Consider the following 18,220-nt stretch of genomic DNA (forward strand, 5'->3'; position numbering starts at 1 on the left):
CTGCAATAGGCAAATATAATTATGCTCATCTTTCTCCTAATAATTCTACTGCTGGTTCTGTTCTCTGTGATTTTTATGAATCAGGAAAAATTTGGCAGCAACCCTGGCGGTAAGCGCTTAGCGCGAATTAAAAAATCGCCTCACTACACAGAAAATTCATTTCAAAATTTACATGAGACGCCTTCACTTACAGAAGGAGTCACTTATATTGAGGCAATACGCGATATTCTATTTAGAAAAAGTGCTAATCGTAAACCGCCCAAGCCTTTGCCTTCTAAAAAGACAGATCTTCTAAACCTCGATCCTTTTGAAAATATTTTAGTGTGGTTTGGTCACTCTTCTTATTTCATTCAGACAGATGGAAAGAAAATTCTGGTTGATCCTGTTTTTAGCGGTTCTGCTTCACCCATGCCCGGCGGTACTAAGGCCTTCCGCGGAAGCGATCCTTATACGGTTTCAGACTTTCCTGAAATTGACATTCTGGTTCTAACCCACGATCATTGGGATCACATGGATTATAATACGCTTATCAATTTTAAGTCACAGACACACACGATCATTTGTCCTTTAGGTGTGGCTTCACATCTGGAATTCTGGGGTTTTCAAAAGAATAAGATTATAGAAAGAGACTGGAATCACGAGATAAAATTAGGTGACGGCTTTACTATAAAAACAGCGCCTGCGCGACATTTTTCCGGAAGGAGTTTTAAACGAAATCAAACGCTGTGGACTTCATATATCTTAAAAACACCAACGTTAAAGCTGTACCTTGGTGGTGATAGTGGCTACGACACTCATTTTGCAGAAATAGGTAAAACTGAAGGTCCTTTTGACCTGGTTATTCTGGAAAATGGTCAGTATGACAAGAACTGGAAATACATTCACATGCAACCAGAAGAAGTATTTCAGGCTGCAAAAGACTTGGGAGCAAAATCTCTCCTGCCGGTACATTCCTGCAAATTTGCGCTGGCTAATCACAGCTGGGATGAGCCTTTAGAACGTATTACAAATATAGGTGCCACACAAACGGAAATTCATTTAGTAACGCCTATGATAGGTGAAAAAGTTGATCTTAATAATGATCAAGTCCTATTTGAAAAGTGGTGGCAGCTGGTGAACTAATTTTAGTCATCTGCCAGCACGATTTGCCTGTGGTGTAAACCCCACTCTACCATAGAATCAAGAACTTTATTTAAGGTTTTGCCAGATTTAGTAAGTTCATATTCAATCTTTACAGGAGTTGTATTATGCACTGTACGTGAGACTATACCATTTGCCTCGAGATCTTTTAACTCCTTAGACAACATACGCGGGTTGATCTTGGGTATCTCACGTTCCATATCTTTAAATCTTTTTTTACCAAACATTAAGGTGCCTATTATAGGGAGTTTCCATTTTCCGCTTATAACATTCATCGTATCATTTACTGCGAGAACAAACTGAGAAGAACACAATTTTATGTCTTCTAAATTTTGATGTATTTCCATAAAAATAATTTTTAAGCACTATACAAAAGTATAGTTTAATCTTCTGCAATTCACTTACTTTAATATAGTAAATATATTTAATTTAGTAAGAAAAACAATACTATGATATTAATTACAGGAGCTACCGGTCATTTAGGAAATTTAGTTTTAAAATACGTTCAGCAATATGCGCCGGCGACACCACTTGCAATTCTTGCCAGAGACAAATCTAAGACTAAGGAATTTGAAAATTCAGATATAGATATTCGTCTGGGTGATTATGATGATTATAATTCGCTGGTGCAGGCATTCACCGGCATTGACAAACTTTATTTTGTTTCAGGAAGCGATATTGCAAAACGAATCAAGCAACATGAGAATATTGTAAAAGCGGCAAAAGAAGCCGGTGTAAATCATATTATTTACACCAGTTTTATACGAGAGAGGGGTTTAGAAAACTCCCCCATACCATTAGTCGCTGAGGGACATCTAAAAACGGAAGATCTGATCAAAAAATCGGGATTAAATTACACGATTTTAAAACATAACATTTACATGGAAGTCATACCCATGTTTATAGGTGAACATATTCTTGAGAACAAAACGATTTACCTGCCTGCTGGCGAAGGAAAATGCGCATTTGTATCAAGAGAAGATATGGCAAAAGCAGGAGCTATTGTTTTAACGACAAAAGATCATGCTAATAAAGAATACAACATCACTGCAGAAGAAGCTTACAGCTATAAGGACATTGCAGAAATGATCTCAGAAGTTACCGGGAAGGATATTCAATATGTATCGCCATCGCAAGAAGAATTTACTGCAACCTTAAAAGAAAATGGAGTCCCTAATGATATTATCGGGATGATGGCTGGTTTTTCTGAAGCAACTAAGATTGGTGAATTTAAACAGACAAGCCACGATGTCACCAATTTAATAGGCGAAAAACCAACAAAACTTAAAGAATATTTAAGATCTGTATACGCGAATTAAAGAAGCGAGATAATTAATTAAAACGAAATTTTTGCATAGCCGACTAATTACGTTCCTAAAAAAACGTCATTTATCGGCTATTCTGCTATACATACCGATATTCTCTTTGGCTAGCCAAAATAAAAAATCATATAAAAAATAGGACTTTTATTTGTGGTAGTAAAACCCACAAATGAGAACAATTACAACAATCATAAGCCTTAGTTTGCTTATAATATTTTTTACCTCTGTCACCGCCTATGCACAGGTGGGTATTGGTACAACCTCCCCACAATCAAGATTAGATATTGCTGCTTCAGACCCGAATGCTCCTATTTTTACAGACGGTTTATTAATCCCAAGAGTTAATAATTTTTCTGCCACTCACCCGGGTTCAGCTCAGGATGGCATGCTGGTTTATTTAACTCAGGCTTACAGCACTTACGATAAAGGTTTTCATTATTGGGATAATGCTACAACATCGTGGCTACCTTTCACTTCAAGTGCAGCTGAATGGACGCGCGCTAGAAATGCGAAAGGCAATGACGTTCTGTACGCAAATCAGGCTAACGAAAATGGGTACACCGTAGCTTTTACAAAAGATGGAAAGTTTGGTATTGGCACAGATGATCCCGTAGAAGGTTTTGAAATAAAGCGAGAAGGAGATAATGATATACAGTTAACAAGCGCAGATACTAATCCGCCCAATTTTGTATTCTATAATACCGGCGGTACTTTAGATGCGCCGGGAAGACTGGCAACAAACCAGGAAATAGGCTCTGTTATTTTTAAAACCCACGATGGGACAAACACAAGAGAAGTGGGCGGACTGAGATATTACGTTGACGGTACTCCTACTTCAAACAGCTTGCCTACTAAATTTGTCGTATCTACTATTGCAGCAAATACCACCAATCAGGTTGAAAGATTTACTGTAAAAAATGATGGGAATGTAGGTATTGGCACTGCAACGCCCCAAGAAAAATTACATATTGCAGGTTCTATGCGCAGTGATGCACTCGCCACTACAAATAATCCCACTGTGACATACCCAGCTGCAGTTGTAGCAAATGCAGATGGCACATTACAAGTTCAAAATTCTGCAAGTAGCGGCAGAGGGCTTTATAGAAGTGTAGAAATAATTGATCAAAATTTTTATACAAATCAAAATAATATGAACCTAAATCTGTCAACTACAGATGCATCGATATTTATACTTAATGACACAGGTGACAATCAGCCTATAAATATAACAGGGATTTCTGGCGGGACAGATGGTCGTATTATTACTATTAAGACAAGTGTAAGAAATGCAAATTTCAGAATGTATTTTCAAAGTGAAAACGGAGGTTCTCAAGCTCAAAATCGGTTGTCTATTTGGGACGGCGGTGGCCAGATCGAAATCAACAATAAGGAAGCTGCTACTTTTGTTTATGTAGCCAAATACCAAAGGTGGCACCTAATCAGTACTTCAAATGTAAATTAAAGAGAGGAATCTTAAGATTTTAGCCTGTTTTAAAATTTTAAATGCTTCTATTTCACTCTTCCATTGTTAACAAATGTTCAGGAAATCCCAACTGCTGAAGCAAAAGAGTTTTCTCATGAATATTAAAAGTCAAAGTTATCATTTCATCAAAAGACTTAAAAGTATACTTAGCAATAGCTTCTAATGGAAAAGCAGATTGTCCAGAGGCTTGAGCCGTAAGTTTATTTTTATTATGATCTATGGTTATTTTCAATGGAAAATCTGGGCTGCTATATGTTCCCGCATATTGCTTCAGTTCTGCAGACGTTAATTCTAAGAATGGCTTTTTAGGTTTAAATTCTGGGAATTCATATTCTTCGCCAAAATAAATACTTATTGCACTGGTTAAAATATATTGTAAAGGCAAGGATGTTGCATTTGTTGTTATGGCAATAGAAATGTTTTCTTCCGGCATATGTAAGGCAAAGGATTGAAAAGCATCTATCGCCCCGTCGTGTCCAAAACCATTTCTATTGCTAAAAGATCCGGCTCCAAACCCCATCCCCATACCCGTTGACACATCTGTCATCTGTTTTAAAGAATTATCTGAGACGAGTTTACCGCTAAAGAGAGCCTGATAAAATTCATTTAATTCTGTTGCTGTTGATACAATGGCACCTGCTCCCATAGGCACACTCATATCTGAAATTACAGGAAATGGTTTCCAAACTCCATTTACAGGAATATAAGGTATCGCTTCATTATCAGAAGTCTTGATATCATGCCCATATTCTGTGCGCTCTAGATTAAGAGGATCTACTATGCGTGATTTAATATTTTCTGAATAAGTTTCCCCAGTAATATCTTCAGCGATGTAAGACAGTAAAATATAATTTGAATTAGAATAGGCGGTTTTTGTTCCAGCTTCAAAAATAGAAGGATGTTTCATTAAACGTTTTAACATTGCCTTTCTGGATTGTGGTTTAATGACCCACTTATTGCTATCAGATTCATCTGTGATATTAAAAATACCACTTTGATGACGTAGCATATTTTCTATACTTATTTTATCTGCATTTGGAACCTCTGAAAAATAGCTGCTTAATGGTGTATCTATTTTTAATTTTCCGTTCTCAACCAATTGCATGATAATTGTGGCTGTAAATGTTTTGGTAATAGAGCCAATGCGATATTTAGTATTTTTATCTGCTTTAATACCTGCATCAATATCAACGTAGCCTATTGTTTTTTGGTAAACTTCCTTACCATCTTTAAACACAGAAAAATCGCCCATCATTACATTATTTTCTTCAAGAAGATTAAAAAAATGATCAAGCTTAGTCAAGGTCGTATCCTGAGCGTGAATAGAAGCAACAGTTAAAATCAACAGTAACAGTATTTTCATAAGAAATAGTTGTGAAAATTAAATACAATTCTAGTATGAGGGAATTATATGCTTATTTAAAACTTCCACTTTAAAAACGTGAAACTTCAAGCGATTGGTTTGAGAAAGATAAAAATAAATTACTATTAATAAGCGAATATTATAAATCGTGGATATATAAAACCAAAAAAACCCGCCTAAAAAGCGGGTTTTTTTGGTTTTAACCGATTTTTTATACGTGTAAAGCGCGGTCTGCTGTTGCTGCGAGAGCTGCTTCTTTTACAGCTTCTGCATATGTAGGATGCGCATGAGACATGATTGCCATATCTTCTGCACTTGCTCTAAATTCCATCGCGGTAACTCCTTCTGCTATTAAATCTGCAACGCGTGCACCAACCATATGAACTCCTAAAACTTCGTCAGTTTGTTCATCAGCCAGGATTTTCACAAATCCGTCTGTATCACCACTTGCACGAGCACGTCCTAATGCACGCATAGGAAATTGACCAACTTTATATTTTGTACCACTCTCTTTTAAAGCTTCTTCAGTTTTACCTACAGAAGCAACTTCTGGCCAGGTGTAAACCACTCCTGGTATGAGGTTATAATCAATATGTGGTTTTTGTCCTGCGATTGTTTCGGCCACAAAAACACCTTCTTCTTCTGCTTTATGTGCGAGCATTGCACCGCGTACCACATCACCTATTGCATAGATATTTGAAACTTTGGTTTGCAAGTAATCATTCACTTCTACTACACCGCGTTTGTCTGTTTCAATACCCACTGCATCCAGATTTAACCCATCTGTAAATGCTTTTCTACCCACAGAAACAAGAACGTAATCACCTTTAAATTCTACTTCGTTTCCTTTTTTATCTTTTGCCTTCACAGTCACCTCATCACCATTACGCTCTACCGCATTTACCTGATGAGAAACATTGATCTTCATCTTTTGCTTTTTGAGAACTTTAGTAAGTTCTTTGCTTTGAGCCCCATCCATAGTTGGGATAATGCGATCGAGATATTCTACAACCGTAACTTCTGCTCCCAGTCTTTTATAAACCTGACCTAATTCAAGGCCTATAACTCCGCCACCTATCACAATTAGGTGTTTTGGTACTTCTTTCAGCTTTAAAGCTTCAGTAGAGGTTATTATGCGTTCTTTATCAATTTCTATAAAAGGAAGGCTGGCAGGTTTACTTCCGGTTGCAATAATTATATGTTTAGCTTCTATCGTGACATTTTCACCTTTCGCAAGAGCGATATTGATATGAGTGGCATCTTTAAAGCTTCCTACACCTTCATAGGTATCTATTTCATTTTTGTTCATCAAAAACTCAATACCCTTTGTAGTTTGTTCTACTACACCGGCCTTGCGCGACATCATTTTCTCAAGATTGAGCTTTACATCACCAGAAATCTCAATACCGTGTTCTTCAAAATGAGTGATCGCATCTTCATAATGATGTGAAGAATCAAGAAGTGCTTTTGAAGGGATGCAGCCCACATTAAGGCAAGTACCACCCAGGGTTGAATATTTTTCTATAATTGCCGTTTTCATGCCAAGTTGGGCACATCTAATGGCGGCTACGTATCCCCCGGGACCGGAACCAATGACTGCTACGTCGTATGAACTCATATTTTTATCTTAACTATTTGAGATATCAAAGTTACAATTCTAACGAGCAATGTACAATTCTATCATTATAAGCTTTTACCTATAATTTTATTGCTAACTATTATAGCTGTTTTGCAGGATGTTTAAAATACAAAAAGCCTTCCGGGTTGGAAGGCTTTTATCAAGTGGGGTGAAGGCAAATGAATGCTTTATTTTGGGGTAAAAGGACTTGATTATTAACTACATGGCAAATATAGTGCCGCTGTAAACAATCTATCTTAAGATTTATTGATTCCCAAAAAACACGATAAAATGAACGATTTTATCGTCTAAATGCTTGATTTTTAAAAAATATGATATTATAGTTTTTCCGTATTATTGTAACCGTTCAATTTACTCCTATGGAAAGCCACTCACAAGATACTTCAAACGAAAAAATTATAGAGAACAGAGAACTAAACATTTGGGAAGCACTTATACCCGTTTTTGCGCTGGTAGCGATGCTTTTTTACAATGTTTTTGTGGCTTTTGGTGATGACGCTTTAAGCGGAAGTAATCAATTCATTCTTCTTTTAGGTGGTGCGGTTGCGGCAATTGTAGGTATTTACAACAAAGTAACCTTTGCCCAAATGCTTGAAGAGGTTGCCGAAAATATTAAATCTACAGCAGGAGCTATTCTCATTTTACTTATGGTAGGTGCTCTTGCCGGGACGTGGCTCGTTAGCGGTATCATACCCACAATGATCTACTACGGATTGCAAATACTCAATCCCACAATATTCCTGGCTTCTTGTGTGGTAATATGTGCTATCATTTCTGTAGCAACGGGAAGCAGCTGGACAACTTCTGCTACTGTAGGTATAGCGCTAATTGGTATTGCAGATGCGCTTGGAATACCATTAGGTATGACAGCGGGTGCCGTTCTCTCAGGAGCTTACTTTGGCGATAAGATTTCGCCCTTGAGCGATACGACAAATCTTGCCCCGGCTATGGCAGGTACAGATCTGTTTACACATATACGATATATGATGTTTACTACTGTGCCCACTATATCTGTAACATTAATCGTTTTTATCATTATTGGTCTAAATCTTGACACAACAGGTACCGCAGATACACACGTAATTCTCGCTGCTGTTGACAAGGCAATAAATATAAACCCGTGGTTATTTGTGGTGCCGGTACTTGTGATCGTTTTGATCGTAAAGAAAACACCACCGCTAATCGCATTACTATTCGGAACACTTTTAGGAGCTGTAGCTGCACTTATTTTTCAACCTGAAATTGTAGCCCAATTGGGTGGTGGCACTTCACTTAGTTTTCTTTCTGGCTATAAAGGAGTTATGAATGCCATCACAATTGATACTGCCATACCTACAGATAATGAAGCTTTAAAAGATCTATTCTCTTCTGGCGGTATGTCTGGTATGCTGGGCACGATATGGCTTATAATCTGCGCTATGGTTTTTGGTGGTATTATGGATGCCATTGGTGCCTTAGCGGCAATAAGCAAGGCGTTATTGAAACTTTTCCATACTACTTTTGGTCTTTTTGCGAGTACTGTAGCTAGCTGTCTTGCACTTAATGTGACCGCCAGTGACCAGTATCTGGCTATTGTAGTACCGGGAAAAATGTATGCAAAAGCGTATAAAGATAAAGGCTTAGCGCCGGAAAATTTGAGCCGCACGCTAGAAGATTCAGGAACTGTCACTTCTGTATTAGTACCCTGGAATACCTGTGGTGCCTACCAAAGTGGTGTTTTAGGAGTGCATGTCGCAGATTATTTTGTTTATGCCATTTTCAATTGGTTGAGTCCTTTTATGACCTTATTGTTCGCAGGATTCAGTATAAAAATACGTGAGCTTAAAGATGCCAGAAAAGCGGCTTAGTCTTTCGTTCTTTAATTCCTGAAATATCACTCTTGCATTAATTGGCAATAATTTGAGCCATAAATGGTCTAAATCCCTTCAAAATCTACAATATTGATATTGAAATAGCAATCTCAATTTTCCCATAGACAGAGACAATATCACAATAGTTTAAATACATTTTACTTATACCAATTTTCAATGAAACGGTTTTATTTTCGCGCTGAATAAAGAACCTAAACAAATAAAAATATGACACTAGTAGGAAAACAATTCCCCAATCTGGATGTAGACGCCATGAACGAAATGGGAGATACATTTAAGTTAAATGTACTTGATGAAGCTAAACACAAGAACAAAAAAGTTCTTCTTTTCTGGTATCCAAAAGATTTCACTTTTGTTTGCCCAACAGAATTGCATGCATTTCAAGCTGCTTTAGAAGAATTTGAAAAAAGAAATACAGTAGTAATAGGTGCTTCTTGTGATACTCCTGAAGTACATTTTGCGTGGTTAAACACTCCTAAAGACAATGGTGGTATAGAAGGTGTAACATACCCTATTCTTGCAGATACTAATAGAAATCTTGCTAATCGCCTGGGCATTCTTGATGTTACAAATGAGCATTATGATGAAGAAACTGGCGCTTACACCGTAGAAGGTGATAATGTAACTTACCGTGCTACTTATCTAATTGATGAAGAAGGTCAGGTATTTCACGAAGGTGTAAACCACATGCCATTAGGAAGAAACGTGAATGAGTTTCTAAGATTGATAGATGCTTATACGCACGTTCAGGAAAAAGGTGAGGTGTGCCCTGCAAACTGGGAAGAAGGTAAAGAAGGAATGAATGCAAACCGTGAAGGTGTAGCTTCTTACCTCGCGTCTAACTAATTAAGAAAACGTATTATGATTAAGGAATTAGATCAAGATAATTTAAGCGAAATTGTTGCTGTCAATGACGTAGTCGTTGTACAATACATGGCTAGCTGGTGTGGTAACTGCAGGTTGATGAAACCGAAGTTTAAAAAACTCGCTACAGAAAATGAGAACGCTGCATTTATATTAGTAGATGCAGAAAAATTTCCTGAATCTCGCAAGCTTGCAACAGTTGACAATCTACCAACTTTTGCTACGTTTAAAGACGGCAATTTTGTTAATCAGGTACAAACAAATAAGTTTGAAAACTTAAAAGAGCTAGTAAATGAAGTTACCGGTAATTAGACACCTGCAGCAGAACAACGATCTGGAAAGCATAGAAAAGACGATCACTGTCTTAGAATCTTTTACAGAACACAGATCTGTTACAGATACAGATATGGATGTTATAGGAGAACTCTTAACTAATCTTTGCGGCGCTGCAGAAGTGCATCAAATGGTTAAAGATGGAATGCCAGAACGCGAAGCTGCTAACAGTTTTGCCCAAAAAGTTCTGGGGTCTATTGACAGATAATTTAATTTTACTTATCAAAACAACTCAAATCCTTTCCTCTCACAGGGAAAGGATTTTTAGTATTGGGATGATTGGCACTTTCTATTCTTAGTAGTACTTTTACTAACTAAGCGAGAAATAAACTTCACGCCATCATCAATTAAACCAACTTTTACCTCACGCTTTTACCTGAGGTTCTTTATTTAAATATTACAAATATGGCTCAAATAACACTAGGCGGTAACGAAACTCATACATCTGGCAATCTTCCTGAAAAAGGAACAAAAGCACCAGATTTTACATTGGCTAAAAATGATCTTAGCAATGCTTCTCTTTCAGATTTTAAAGGCAAGCGTGTGGTGATGAATATTTTTCCCAGTGTTGATACTGGAGTTTGCGCAGCATCTGTAAGAAAATTTAATAAAGAAGCCAGCGAACTTGAGAACACAGCTGTATTGTGTATTTCAAAAGATCTTCCTTTTGCTCAAACTCGTTTTTGTGCTGCAGAAGGACTTGAAAATGTTATAAACCTTTCAGATTTTAGAACCGGCGATTTTGGTAAAACTTACGGTCTTGTAATTTCAGAAGGTGCTTTCTCTGGTTTACATTCAAGAGTTGTAATTGTTCTTGATGAAGAAGGAACAATCTTATATAAAGAGCAAGTTCCAGAAATAGGCCAGGAACCCAATTATGAAGCTGCGTTAAAAGTATTGCGTTAATGCCATGGCGCGATACATTTGCGAGTAAGAGAATTATTGCATTTCGTTATGCTTTTAAAGGCGCCTGGTTACTTTTAAAAAATGAGCCCAGCATACAAGTGCAATTCTCTATGGCAATTATTGTTACTGTAGCTGGCTTTTTCTTCCAAATTTCACAAACAGAATGGATCCTGCAATTACTTGCTATAGGTCTTGTTCTTGCTATCGAGGGTTTAAATACTGCTGTAGAAAAGATAGCCGACTTTATTCATCCCGATTTTCATACTAAAATTGGCGATATTAAGGATGTAGCGGCAGGTGCTGTAACATTTGCAGCAATAATCGCAGCAGTTATTGGGTTTATAATTTACACACCTTATATAGTAGAATTAGCCAATTAACATTCAAATTACTGAAATACAGTATATTAATTTTAAGAATTCTGTTTTAGGTATGGGATTTTAGATTATTTTTAGCAATATCTAAGACAACCCAACATGAAACAAACTTTACCCAACCACTTCCGTTTTGACCCTATAAAATTTCGCTTTAAGCTTTTACTACAATTTGATTTGACAAAATAAGAGTAAGAACTAAGACAATTTTATTGGGGATTGCTATGAAGGATGATTTAAAAAAATTGCTTAAACCATCAAGTATTCTACTTTATGTGTTAAGCAGCACTGTGCTTTTAATGATGGGTATGGCGTATGCCGGTATAACCGGTGCAGCAGATGGGCAAGGTCTGGCAGGAGGCGCTATAATTTTAGTATATGGTATAATCTTTTCTATTGCAGGTTTGATCTCATCTGTATTGACGGCATATTATTTTTCTAATGCTGTCGTTGTGCGCTTAAACTGGATCGCTGCCTTTTTACTATTTCTTTTTATCACAATCTTATTTACCCTAAAACCGGGACACCGCTCACAAATAAGATTAATGCCAGCTCTGTTTTGACTTAATAATTTTGCCTTAAAGGCGAAAATCAGGAACAATAAACATATCAATTATACAAACAACTTTTCCTTAAACATACCGTTTGATATTTGTATTTTTACCCCTTGATTTTAAAAGTTGAATGGCCAGAAAAAAGACTAAAGCAAAAACTACTACTAAGAAACCGGCAAAAAAAATAAGTTTCAGCCTAACCAAACAGCAGAAAATTATTCTTGGAAGCTTTCTGTTTTTATTGGGTTTAGCGCTGTTATTTTCACTTTTTTCCTACTTTTTTAGCTGGCAGGCAGATCAAAGCATATTAAACAATCTCACTCAACGCGAGGCACAAGCTAAAAACTGGCTTAATAAATTTGGCGCCGGTATTGGCCATTTATTGGTGTATAAGGGATTTGGGATTTCAGCCCTTATTTTAGCGATTTTGATCACTTTAACCGGGATTTATTTCTTTTTTGAAAAAGAGAAAAAACGCCTGCAGACATTCTGGTTCTGGGGAATTCTGGTAATGCTCTGGCTTTCTGTTTTCTTTGGTTTCTTTAGCAAAGCAAACCCATTACTGGCGGGGACTGTAGGGTTTGAGATCAATGATTTTCTGCAGGATTATCTGGGCCTAATAGGTACTGCCCTGCTCATGTTATTTTTCGCTATAGCGTATGCCGTTTTGCGCTTAAAGATCACTCCGGAAAAAGTGCAGCACTATTTTGCACATAAACGCAGTGCTCTTGCTTCAGAATTTAATAATGAGGAAGAGCCAATCTCTATGGAAGATACAGCTTTCGCGAAAGATAATATAGACATACCGGTTGAAGAGGAAACTCAAAAATCGGCTTCTACTATGGAAATATCGGTCCCAGAAGAGGAAATTCCGGTTTCAGTACCTAATTCTGAAAATAATACAACCGCATCTTCAGAACGAAATGAAGATGTAGAGATCGAGATTGAAGAGACTATTGAAGAGGAAGAGGTAACCGAAAACCTCAGCAAAAAACTCGTTCAGGACTTTGGCGAGTTTGACCCTACACTTGAACTGGGTAGTTATAAGTTTCCTTCAATCGATCTTTTAAAAGATTATACACAGGGACAAAGTATAACTATAGATCAACAGGAACTTGAAGAAAATAAGAACCGTATTGTTGACACCCTTAAGAACTATAAAATAGAGATCGCTCATATAAAAGCTACGGTGGGACCTACTGTGACTTTATATGAAATCGTGCCAGAGGCCGGGATTCGTATTTCTAAAATTAAGAATCTTGAAGATGATATTGCTTTGTCGCTTTCTGCTTTAGGAATACGTATTATAGCGCCTATCCCGGGTAAAGGAACCATTGGTATAGAAGTGCCTAATAAAAATGCACGTATTGTATCTATGCGCTCTGCCATCGCTTCTCCCCGCTTTCAAAATGCAGAAATGGAACTTCCGCTTACTTTAGGAAAAACTATTTCTAACGAGACATTTGTGGTTGATCTGGCAAAAATGCCCCACTTGCTAATGGCGGGAGCTACAGGGCAGGGTAAATCTGTTGGTTTAAACGCGATACTTACTTCGCTGCTTTATAAAAAGCATCCATCTGAGGTTAAGTTTATTCTTGTAGATCCTAAAAAGGTAGAACTTACTTTATTTAATAAAATTGAGCGTCATTATCTTGCAAAATTACCAGACTCTGGAGATGCTATTATAACTGACAATACTAAAGTAATACATACTCTTAATTCTCTATGTATTGAGATGGACAACCGTTACGATCTTCTTAAAGACGCAATGGTTAGAAATATTAAAGAGTACAACACAAAATTTAAAAAGCGTAAGCTTAACCCTAATGATGGGCACAAATTCTTACCATATATCGTATTGGTTGTAGATGAATTTGCAGATCTTATTATGACCGCCGGTAAGGAAGTTGAAACTCCTATCGCTCGTCTTGCACAGCTTGCTCGTGCTATAGGTATACATCTCATCATTGCCACGCAAAGACCATCTGTGAATGTTATTACCGGTATTATTAAGGCGAATTTTCCCGCTCGTATAGCTTTTAGAGTAACTTCTAAAATTGACTCGCGTACAATTCTTGACAGTCAGGGTGCAGATCAACTTATAGGTCGTGGAGATATGCTTTTTACTCAGGGTAATGAACTTGTGCGCGTACAATGTGCATTTGTAGATACACCTGAAGTTGAAAAAATAACTGATTATATTGGTTCTCAGAAAGCCTACCCTGAAGCGCATCAACTACCTGAATATGTAGGCGAGGATAGTGGCACAAGTCTTGATATAGATGCCAGCGACAGGGATGCGCTGTTCAATGAAGCCGCAGAAGTTATAGTCACAGCACAGCAAGGAAGTGCATCATTACTTCAACGTAAATTAAAACTTGGTTATAACAGAGCCGGTAGAATTATAGATCAACTGGAAGCTGCGGGCATCGTAGGTCCTTTTGAAGGCAGCAAAGCAAGACAAGTATTAGTAACAGATCTTAATGCCCTGCATCAACACTTAAATAATGACTAAAATAAAATTGAATACCATGAAATCTTTAGCCCTCATATTAATAGCTGTATTTACTTTAGGTTATGCAAATGCTCAGGACAGTAAAGCAAAATCTTTACTTGACGAAGTTTCTACTAAGGTAAAAGGCTATGATAACATTTATATAGATTTTAAATATTCGCTTACAAACGAAGCTCAGGGTGTAGATCAGGAAACACGGGGAGATGTCACCTTAGATGGTGATAAATATAAATTAAGCCTAATGGGAACAACACAGATCTATGACGGTAAGAAACTTCATACCATAGTTCCCGAAGACGAAGAAATCACTATCTCAACTCAGGATCCCGCAGATGACGATGCGATTACACCTTCTAAGATGCTCACATTTTTTAATAAAGGTTATACGTATAAGTGGGATATTGATCAGGACGTTAATGGTCGTAAAATACAATATATAAAGCTTACTCCTATTGATACGAATAGCGAGATAAAACAGGCTTTATTAGGCGTTGATGCCCAAACTAAAAATATCTATCGCCTTATTATGTCTCAAAAAAATGGTACTAAAATAACGATTACCGTAAATTCTTTTAAAACAGATCAACCTATTGCCACAAATATGTTTGTTTTTGACGAGAGCAAATACCCAGATTACTACATCAACAGACTAGATTAGTAGTCTTGAAGATATTAGACAGATACATATTAGTAAGTTACATCAAGACTTTTTTGAGCACCTTTATTATATTGATGTTCATTTTTATCTTGCAAACTATCTGGCTTTATATAAAAGATCTGGCCGGGAAGGATCTTGATTTTTTTGTGATCATGAAATTCCTGATGTACTTCTCTCCACGCCTTGTCACCTTAGTTCTGCCGCTTACAATTTTGCTTACGAGTATCATGACCTTTGGTAATTTTGCTGAAAATTATGAGTTCGCAGCGATGAAATCTTCAGGAATTTCGCTGCAGCGTGCTATGCGTAGCCTTACTTTTTTTATAGTAGGATTAAGTGTAGTTTCTTTTCTCTTTGCAAATTATGTAATACCTGCAGCAGAATTTGAATCCCTCAATTTAAGACGGAATATTGCTAAAGTTAAGCCTGCAATGGCTTTAAGTAAAGGTCAGTATAATGAAATAGGTGACACTTACATCATAAAGATCGCTGATAAAAGCGGTGATAATGACCAGTTTTTAAATGATGTAATTATTTACCAAAAAGACCCATCGCGACAGGGTAATTTCACAGTCATAAAGGCAAAAGAAGGTGAGTTAATAAGTGCCGGTGATGATAATGTTCTATCGTTGAAATTAAAGGATGGTAATTATTATAATGAGATCGAGCAAAAGGATTATCGCAAGAAAAGCCGGCAGCCTTTTGTAAAAAGTTATTTTGAAACATACACCATTAACATAGATCTTTCTGAACTTGATAATGTTGATATGGAAGAAAAAAGCATAGACAATGCTTACACCATGCTTAATGTTGCTAAACTTGATTCATCTATAACAGACCTGTCAAAACAATATACAAATTACCTTAAGCAATTAGGTAATACACAAAATAAGCGCATTAATCTTACTGCTCTTGATTCTTCGTATGCCGGCCAAATTAAGGTTGACACATCTAAGATTGTTAAACCAGTAGTTCTCGAAAACTTTACACCTGCAGATCAATTACAAATAATAGACTTTGCGAGAACAGCTGCTAATGCGAATGTAAATTCAGTAAAAAGCAGAAAAGTAGATAATAGCGCAAGAATTAAAAGCCTGAGTAAATATGAGATCGCTCTGCATGAAAAATTTGTACTTGCATTTGGTTGTATCATTTTATTTTTTGTTGGTGCTCCGCTAGGCGCTATTATTAGAAAAGGAGGTCTGGGATTACCAATAGTGGTAGGAGTTGTTCTTTTCTTAACTTACCATTTTATAGGGATTTTTGCTAAAAACAGTGCTGAAGACGGCAGTATCTCTCCGTGGATAGCGAGTTGGTTAAGTTCGTTAATTATGCTTCCACTGGGAGTTTACCTCACTTACAGAGCAACAACAGATCAGGGATTGTTTGATATAGACAACTTTATCGACCCTATAAAAAAAATATTTCAAAAGCTTACCCGCAACAAACGCGAAAAATAGGTTTACCTTATCTTTGTGTACAAAACATGTGCTATGAAAGCTGAAACGCTCACACCATCTATACAACTTAATACAATTCAGGAAGCCATTGAAGATATCAAGCAGGGCAAAGTTATCATCGTAGTTGATGATGAAGACAGGGAGAATGAAGGAGATTTTGTGGCGGCAGCAGAAATGGCCTCAAAAGACCTGATCAATTTTATGGCAACCCACGGTCGCGGATTGATTTGTGCACCGCTTACGGAAGAACGTTGCAAAGAATTGAAACTCGACATGATGGTAGGGACTAATACAGACCCTATGGAGACAGCTTTTACCGTTTCTGTAGATCTTAAAGGTCACGGAGTAACTACAGGAATAAGCGCTTCAGACCGCGCAAAAACGGTCAAATCTCTACTAGATCCTAATATTAAACCCTGGGATCTTAGCAGACCCGGTCATATTTTTCCGCTTATAGCGAAACAAGGAGGCGTTTTGCGACGTACAGGACATACAGAAGCTGCAATAGATTTCGCCAGACTTGCAGGTCTAAAACCGGCAGGTGTGATCGTTGAGATTATGAATGAAGACGGCTCTATGGCTAGATTACCTCAACTTGTAGATGTGGCGCAAAAATTTGATCTCAAGATCGTTTCTATAGAAGATCTTGTCGCTTATAGAATGCAGCACGATTCACTTATTGTGAAAAAAGAAGATTTTGATGTAGAGACTCGTTTTGGTCGTTTTAGATTACGCGCTTACATGCAAACCACAAACGAGCAGATACATCTTGCGCTTACAAAAGGAAGCTGGACAATTGATGAACCGGTTCCTGTGCGTGTAAATTCCACTTTTGTGAATAATGATATTCTGGGTACACTCACAACTGACGCAGATAAGAAACTTGACGATATGTTTAAGGTGATTAATGATGCAGGCAAAGGTGCTATCGTATTTATAAATCAAGAAGATGCGGCAAACAGATTGCTTAGCAGGCTTGCTCAGTTAAAAGATCTTCAGGGTGAAGGCGTTGCAAAAGCACCTCAGGTTCATATGGATACTAAAGATTTTGGTATTGGCGCGCAAATTTTACACGATCTGGGTATTTCTAAAATACAATTACTTTCTAATAGTGAAACCACAAAACGTGTAGGCATGATAGGCTATGGTCTTGAAATCACAGAGCAGATAACTTATTAGTTTCTGATATTATTTTAGCCGACCAACTTTTGTTTTCAACACCTCAATTGCTTGATATCATTCTTTTAAAAGTGTGGTACTAGCCTTTGTATATTGGTTTTCTTAAATACTAGTCATATATTACCTTTACTTCAAAGTAGTAAGACCAACTGAAATATATGACAGACCTGAACGCGCTCATAGATAAATCTGAAACCCGAATTTTCCGCGCAGTTTTTCCAAATACCACTAACCACTACGATACATTATTTGGTGGTACTGCCTTGCATATGATGGATGAAGCCTCATTTATTTGTGCCACACGCTTTAGCCGAAAAAAAATGGTTACAGTTTCTACAGATAAAATTGATTTTACTAAACCTATTCCGCAGGGTACTATTGTTGAACTTATAGCAAGAATAAAAAGTGTAGGCAATACCAGTTGTGTTGTACAGGTAGATATTTTTGTAGAGGATATGTACAGCTATGAGCGGGAAAAAGCGGTTACGGGCTTTTTTACATTTGTCGCAGTAAATGATGACAAAAAACCAGTGCCAATTATAGATTCTGAGACTTAAAA

General features: G+C 37.1%; 18 protein-coding genes. 15 read left to right on the top strand and 3 right to left on the bottom strand.

Annotation, left to right across the window (positions count from 1 at the left end; translation table 11 throughout):
- Positions 1–21: 21 nt before the first annotated feature.
- Positions 22–1,122, top strand: a complete 1,101-nt coding sequence (locus ACH3PA_RS02320) for an MBL fold metallo-hydrolase (protein WP_416440897.1) — start codon at positions 22–24, stop codon at positions 1,120–1,122.
- Positions 1,123–1,124: 2 nt separating this feature from the next.
- Here ACH3PA_RS02320 and ACH3PA_RS02325 read toward each other — a convergent pair whose 3' ends face one another.
- The gene (locus ACH3PA_RS02325) at positions 1,125–1,487 is read right to left on the bottom strand and encodes a winged helix-turn-helix transcriptional regulator (protein WP_416440895.1); all 363 of its coding nucleotides are present in this window, start codon (positions 1,485–1,487) and stop codon (positions 1,125–1,127) included.
- A 102-nt stretch (positions 1,488–1,589) separates the two neighbouring features.
- Here ACH3PA_RS02325 and ACH3PA_RS02330 point away from each other — a divergent pair, with 102 nt between their 5' ends.
- Complete coding sequence (locus tag ACH3PA_RS02330) at positions 1,590–2,459, top strand: SDR family oxidoreductase (protein WP_416440893.1); 870 nt, start codon at positions 1,590–1,592, stop codon at positions 2,457–2,459.
- A 172-nt stretch (positions 2,460–2,631) separates the two neighbouring features.
- Positions 2,632–3,924 carry a hypothetical protein gene (locus ACH3PA_RS02335; protein ID WP_416440891.1) on the top strand — a complete coding sequence of 431 codons (1,293 nt, stop codon included), beginning with the start codon at positions 2,632–2,634 and terminating at the stop codon, positions 3,922–3,924.
- 52 nt (positions 3,925–3,976) lie between these two features.
- On the opposite strand, the gene ACH3PA_RS02340 is transcribed toward ACH3PA_RS02335, so the two are convergent.
- Both ACH3PA_RS02340 and lpdA read right to left on the bottom strand, forming a co-directional pair.
- Positions 3,977–5,308, bottom strand: a complete 1,332-nt coding sequence (locus tag ACH3PA_RS02340) for a serine hydrolase domain-containing protein (protein WP_416440889.1) — start codon at positions 5,306–5,308, stop codon at positions 3,977–3,979.
- Positions 5,309–5,519: 211 nt separating this feature from the next.
- Positions 5,520–6,926, bottom strand: coding sequence for a dihydrolipoyl dehydrogenase (gene lpdA / locus ACH3PA_RS02345; protein WP_416440887.1), 1,407 nt, complete (start codon positions 6,924–6,926; stop codon positions 5,520–5,522).
- A gap of 380 nt (positions 6,927–7,306) precedes the next feature.
- Between lpdA and nhaC the strand changes: the two genes are divergently transcribed.
- The 12 genes from nhaC to ACH3PA_RS02405 all read left to right on the top strand — a co-directional run bounded on the left by nhaC (position 7,307) and on the right by ACH3PA_RS02405 (position 18,218).
- Positions 7,307–8,794: a Na+/H+ antiporter NhaC gene (gene nhaC, locus ACH3PA_RS02350; RefSeq protein ID WP_416440885.1), complete on the top strand. Its 1,488-nt coding sequence runs from the start codon at positions 7,307–7,309 to the stop codon at positions 8,792–8,794.
- A gap of 231 nt (positions 8,795–9,025) precedes the next feature.
- Positions 9,026–9,664 (top strand): peroxiredoxin, encoded by a 639-nt coding sequence (locus tag ACH3PA_RS02355; RefSeq protein ID WP_416440882.1) that lies wholly within the window; start codon positions 9,026–9,028, stop codon positions 9,662–9,664.
- A 15-nt stretch (positions 9,665–9,679) separates the two neighbouring features.
- Positions 9,680–9,994 carry a thioredoxin domain-containing protein gene (locus ACH3PA_RS02360; RefSeq protein ID WP_416440880.1) on the top strand — a complete coding sequence of 105 codons (315 nt, stop codon included), beginning with the start codon at positions 9,680–9,682 and terminating at the stop codon, positions 9,992–9,994.
- A complete protein-coding gene (locus ACH3PA_RS02365; RefSeq protein WP_416440878.1) occupies positions 9,975–10,223 on the top strand; it encodes a DUF6952 family protein in 249 nt (82 codons plus the stop codon). The genes ACH3PA_RS02360 and ACH3PA_RS02365 overlap by 20 nt, the downstream gene beginning before the upstream one ends.
- 197 nt (positions 10,224–10,420) lie before the next feature.
- Positions 10,421–10,921: a thiol peroxidase gene (gene tpx / locus ACH3PA_RS02370; protein ID WP_416440876.1), complete on the top strand. Its 501-nt coding sequence runs from the start codon at positions 10,421–10,423 to the stop codon at positions 10,919–10,921.
- Positions 10,921–11,301 carry a diacylglycerol kinase family protein gene (locus ACH3PA_RS02375; protein ID WP_416440874.1) on the top strand — a complete coding sequence of 127 codons (381 nt, stop codon included), beginning with the start codon at positions 10,921–10,923 and terminating at the stop codon, positions 11,299–11,301. The genes tpx and ACH3PA_RS02375 overlap by 1 nt, the downstream gene beginning before the upstream one ends.
- A gap of 218 nt (positions 11,302–11,519) precedes the next feature.
- Positions 11,520–11,858 carry a hypothetical protein gene (locus ACH3PA_RS02380; protein WP_416440872.1) on the top strand — a complete coding sequence of 113 codons (339 nt, stop codon included), beginning with the start codon at positions 11,520–11,522 and terminating at the stop codon, positions 11,856–11,858.
- A gap of 121 nt (positions 11,859–11,979) precedes the next feature.
- Entirely contained in the window at positions 11,980–14,364 is a 2,385-nt protein-coding gene (locus tag ACH3PA_RS02385; RefSeq protein WP_416448406.1) for a DNA translocase FtsK 4TM domain-containing protein, read from the top strand.
- Positions 14,365–14,380: 16 nt separating this feature from the next.
- The gene (locus ACH3PA_RS02390) at positions 14,381–15,022 is read left to right on the top strand and encodes a LolA family protein (RefSeq protein WP_416440868.1); all 642 of its coding nucleotides are present in this window, start codon (positions 14,381–14,383) and stop codon (positions 15,020–15,022) included.
- Between the two features lie 26 nt (positions 15,023–15,048).
- On the top strand, positions 15,049–16,482 hold the full coding sequence (locus ACH3PA_RS02395; RefSeq protein WP_416446688.1) for an LptF/LptG family permease: 1,434 nt from the start codon (positions 15,049–15,051) through the stop codon (positions 16,480–16,482).
- A gap of 33 nt (positions 16,483–16,515) precedes the next feature.
- Complete coding sequence (ribB, locus tag ACH3PA_RS02400; RefSeq protein WP_416440866.1) at positions 16,516–17,661, top strand: 3,4-dihydroxy-2-butanone-4-phosphate synthase; 1,146 nt, start codon at positions 16,516–16,518, stop codon at positions 17,659–17,661.
- Positions 17,662–17,819: 158 nt separating this feature from the next.
- On the top strand, positions 17,820–18,218 hold the full coding sequence (locus tag ACH3PA_RS02405) for an acyl-CoA thioesterase (RefSeq protein ID WP_416440864.1): 399 nt from the start codon (positions 17,820–17,822) through the stop codon (positions 18,216–18,218).
- Positions 18,219–18,220: the final 2 nt, after the last annotated feature.

It is taken from the genome of Leeuwenhoekiella sp. A2, assembly GCF_047946655.1.
GTDB lineage: Bacteria > Bacteroidota > Bacteroidia > Flavobacteriales > Flavobacteriaceae > Leeuwenhoekiella.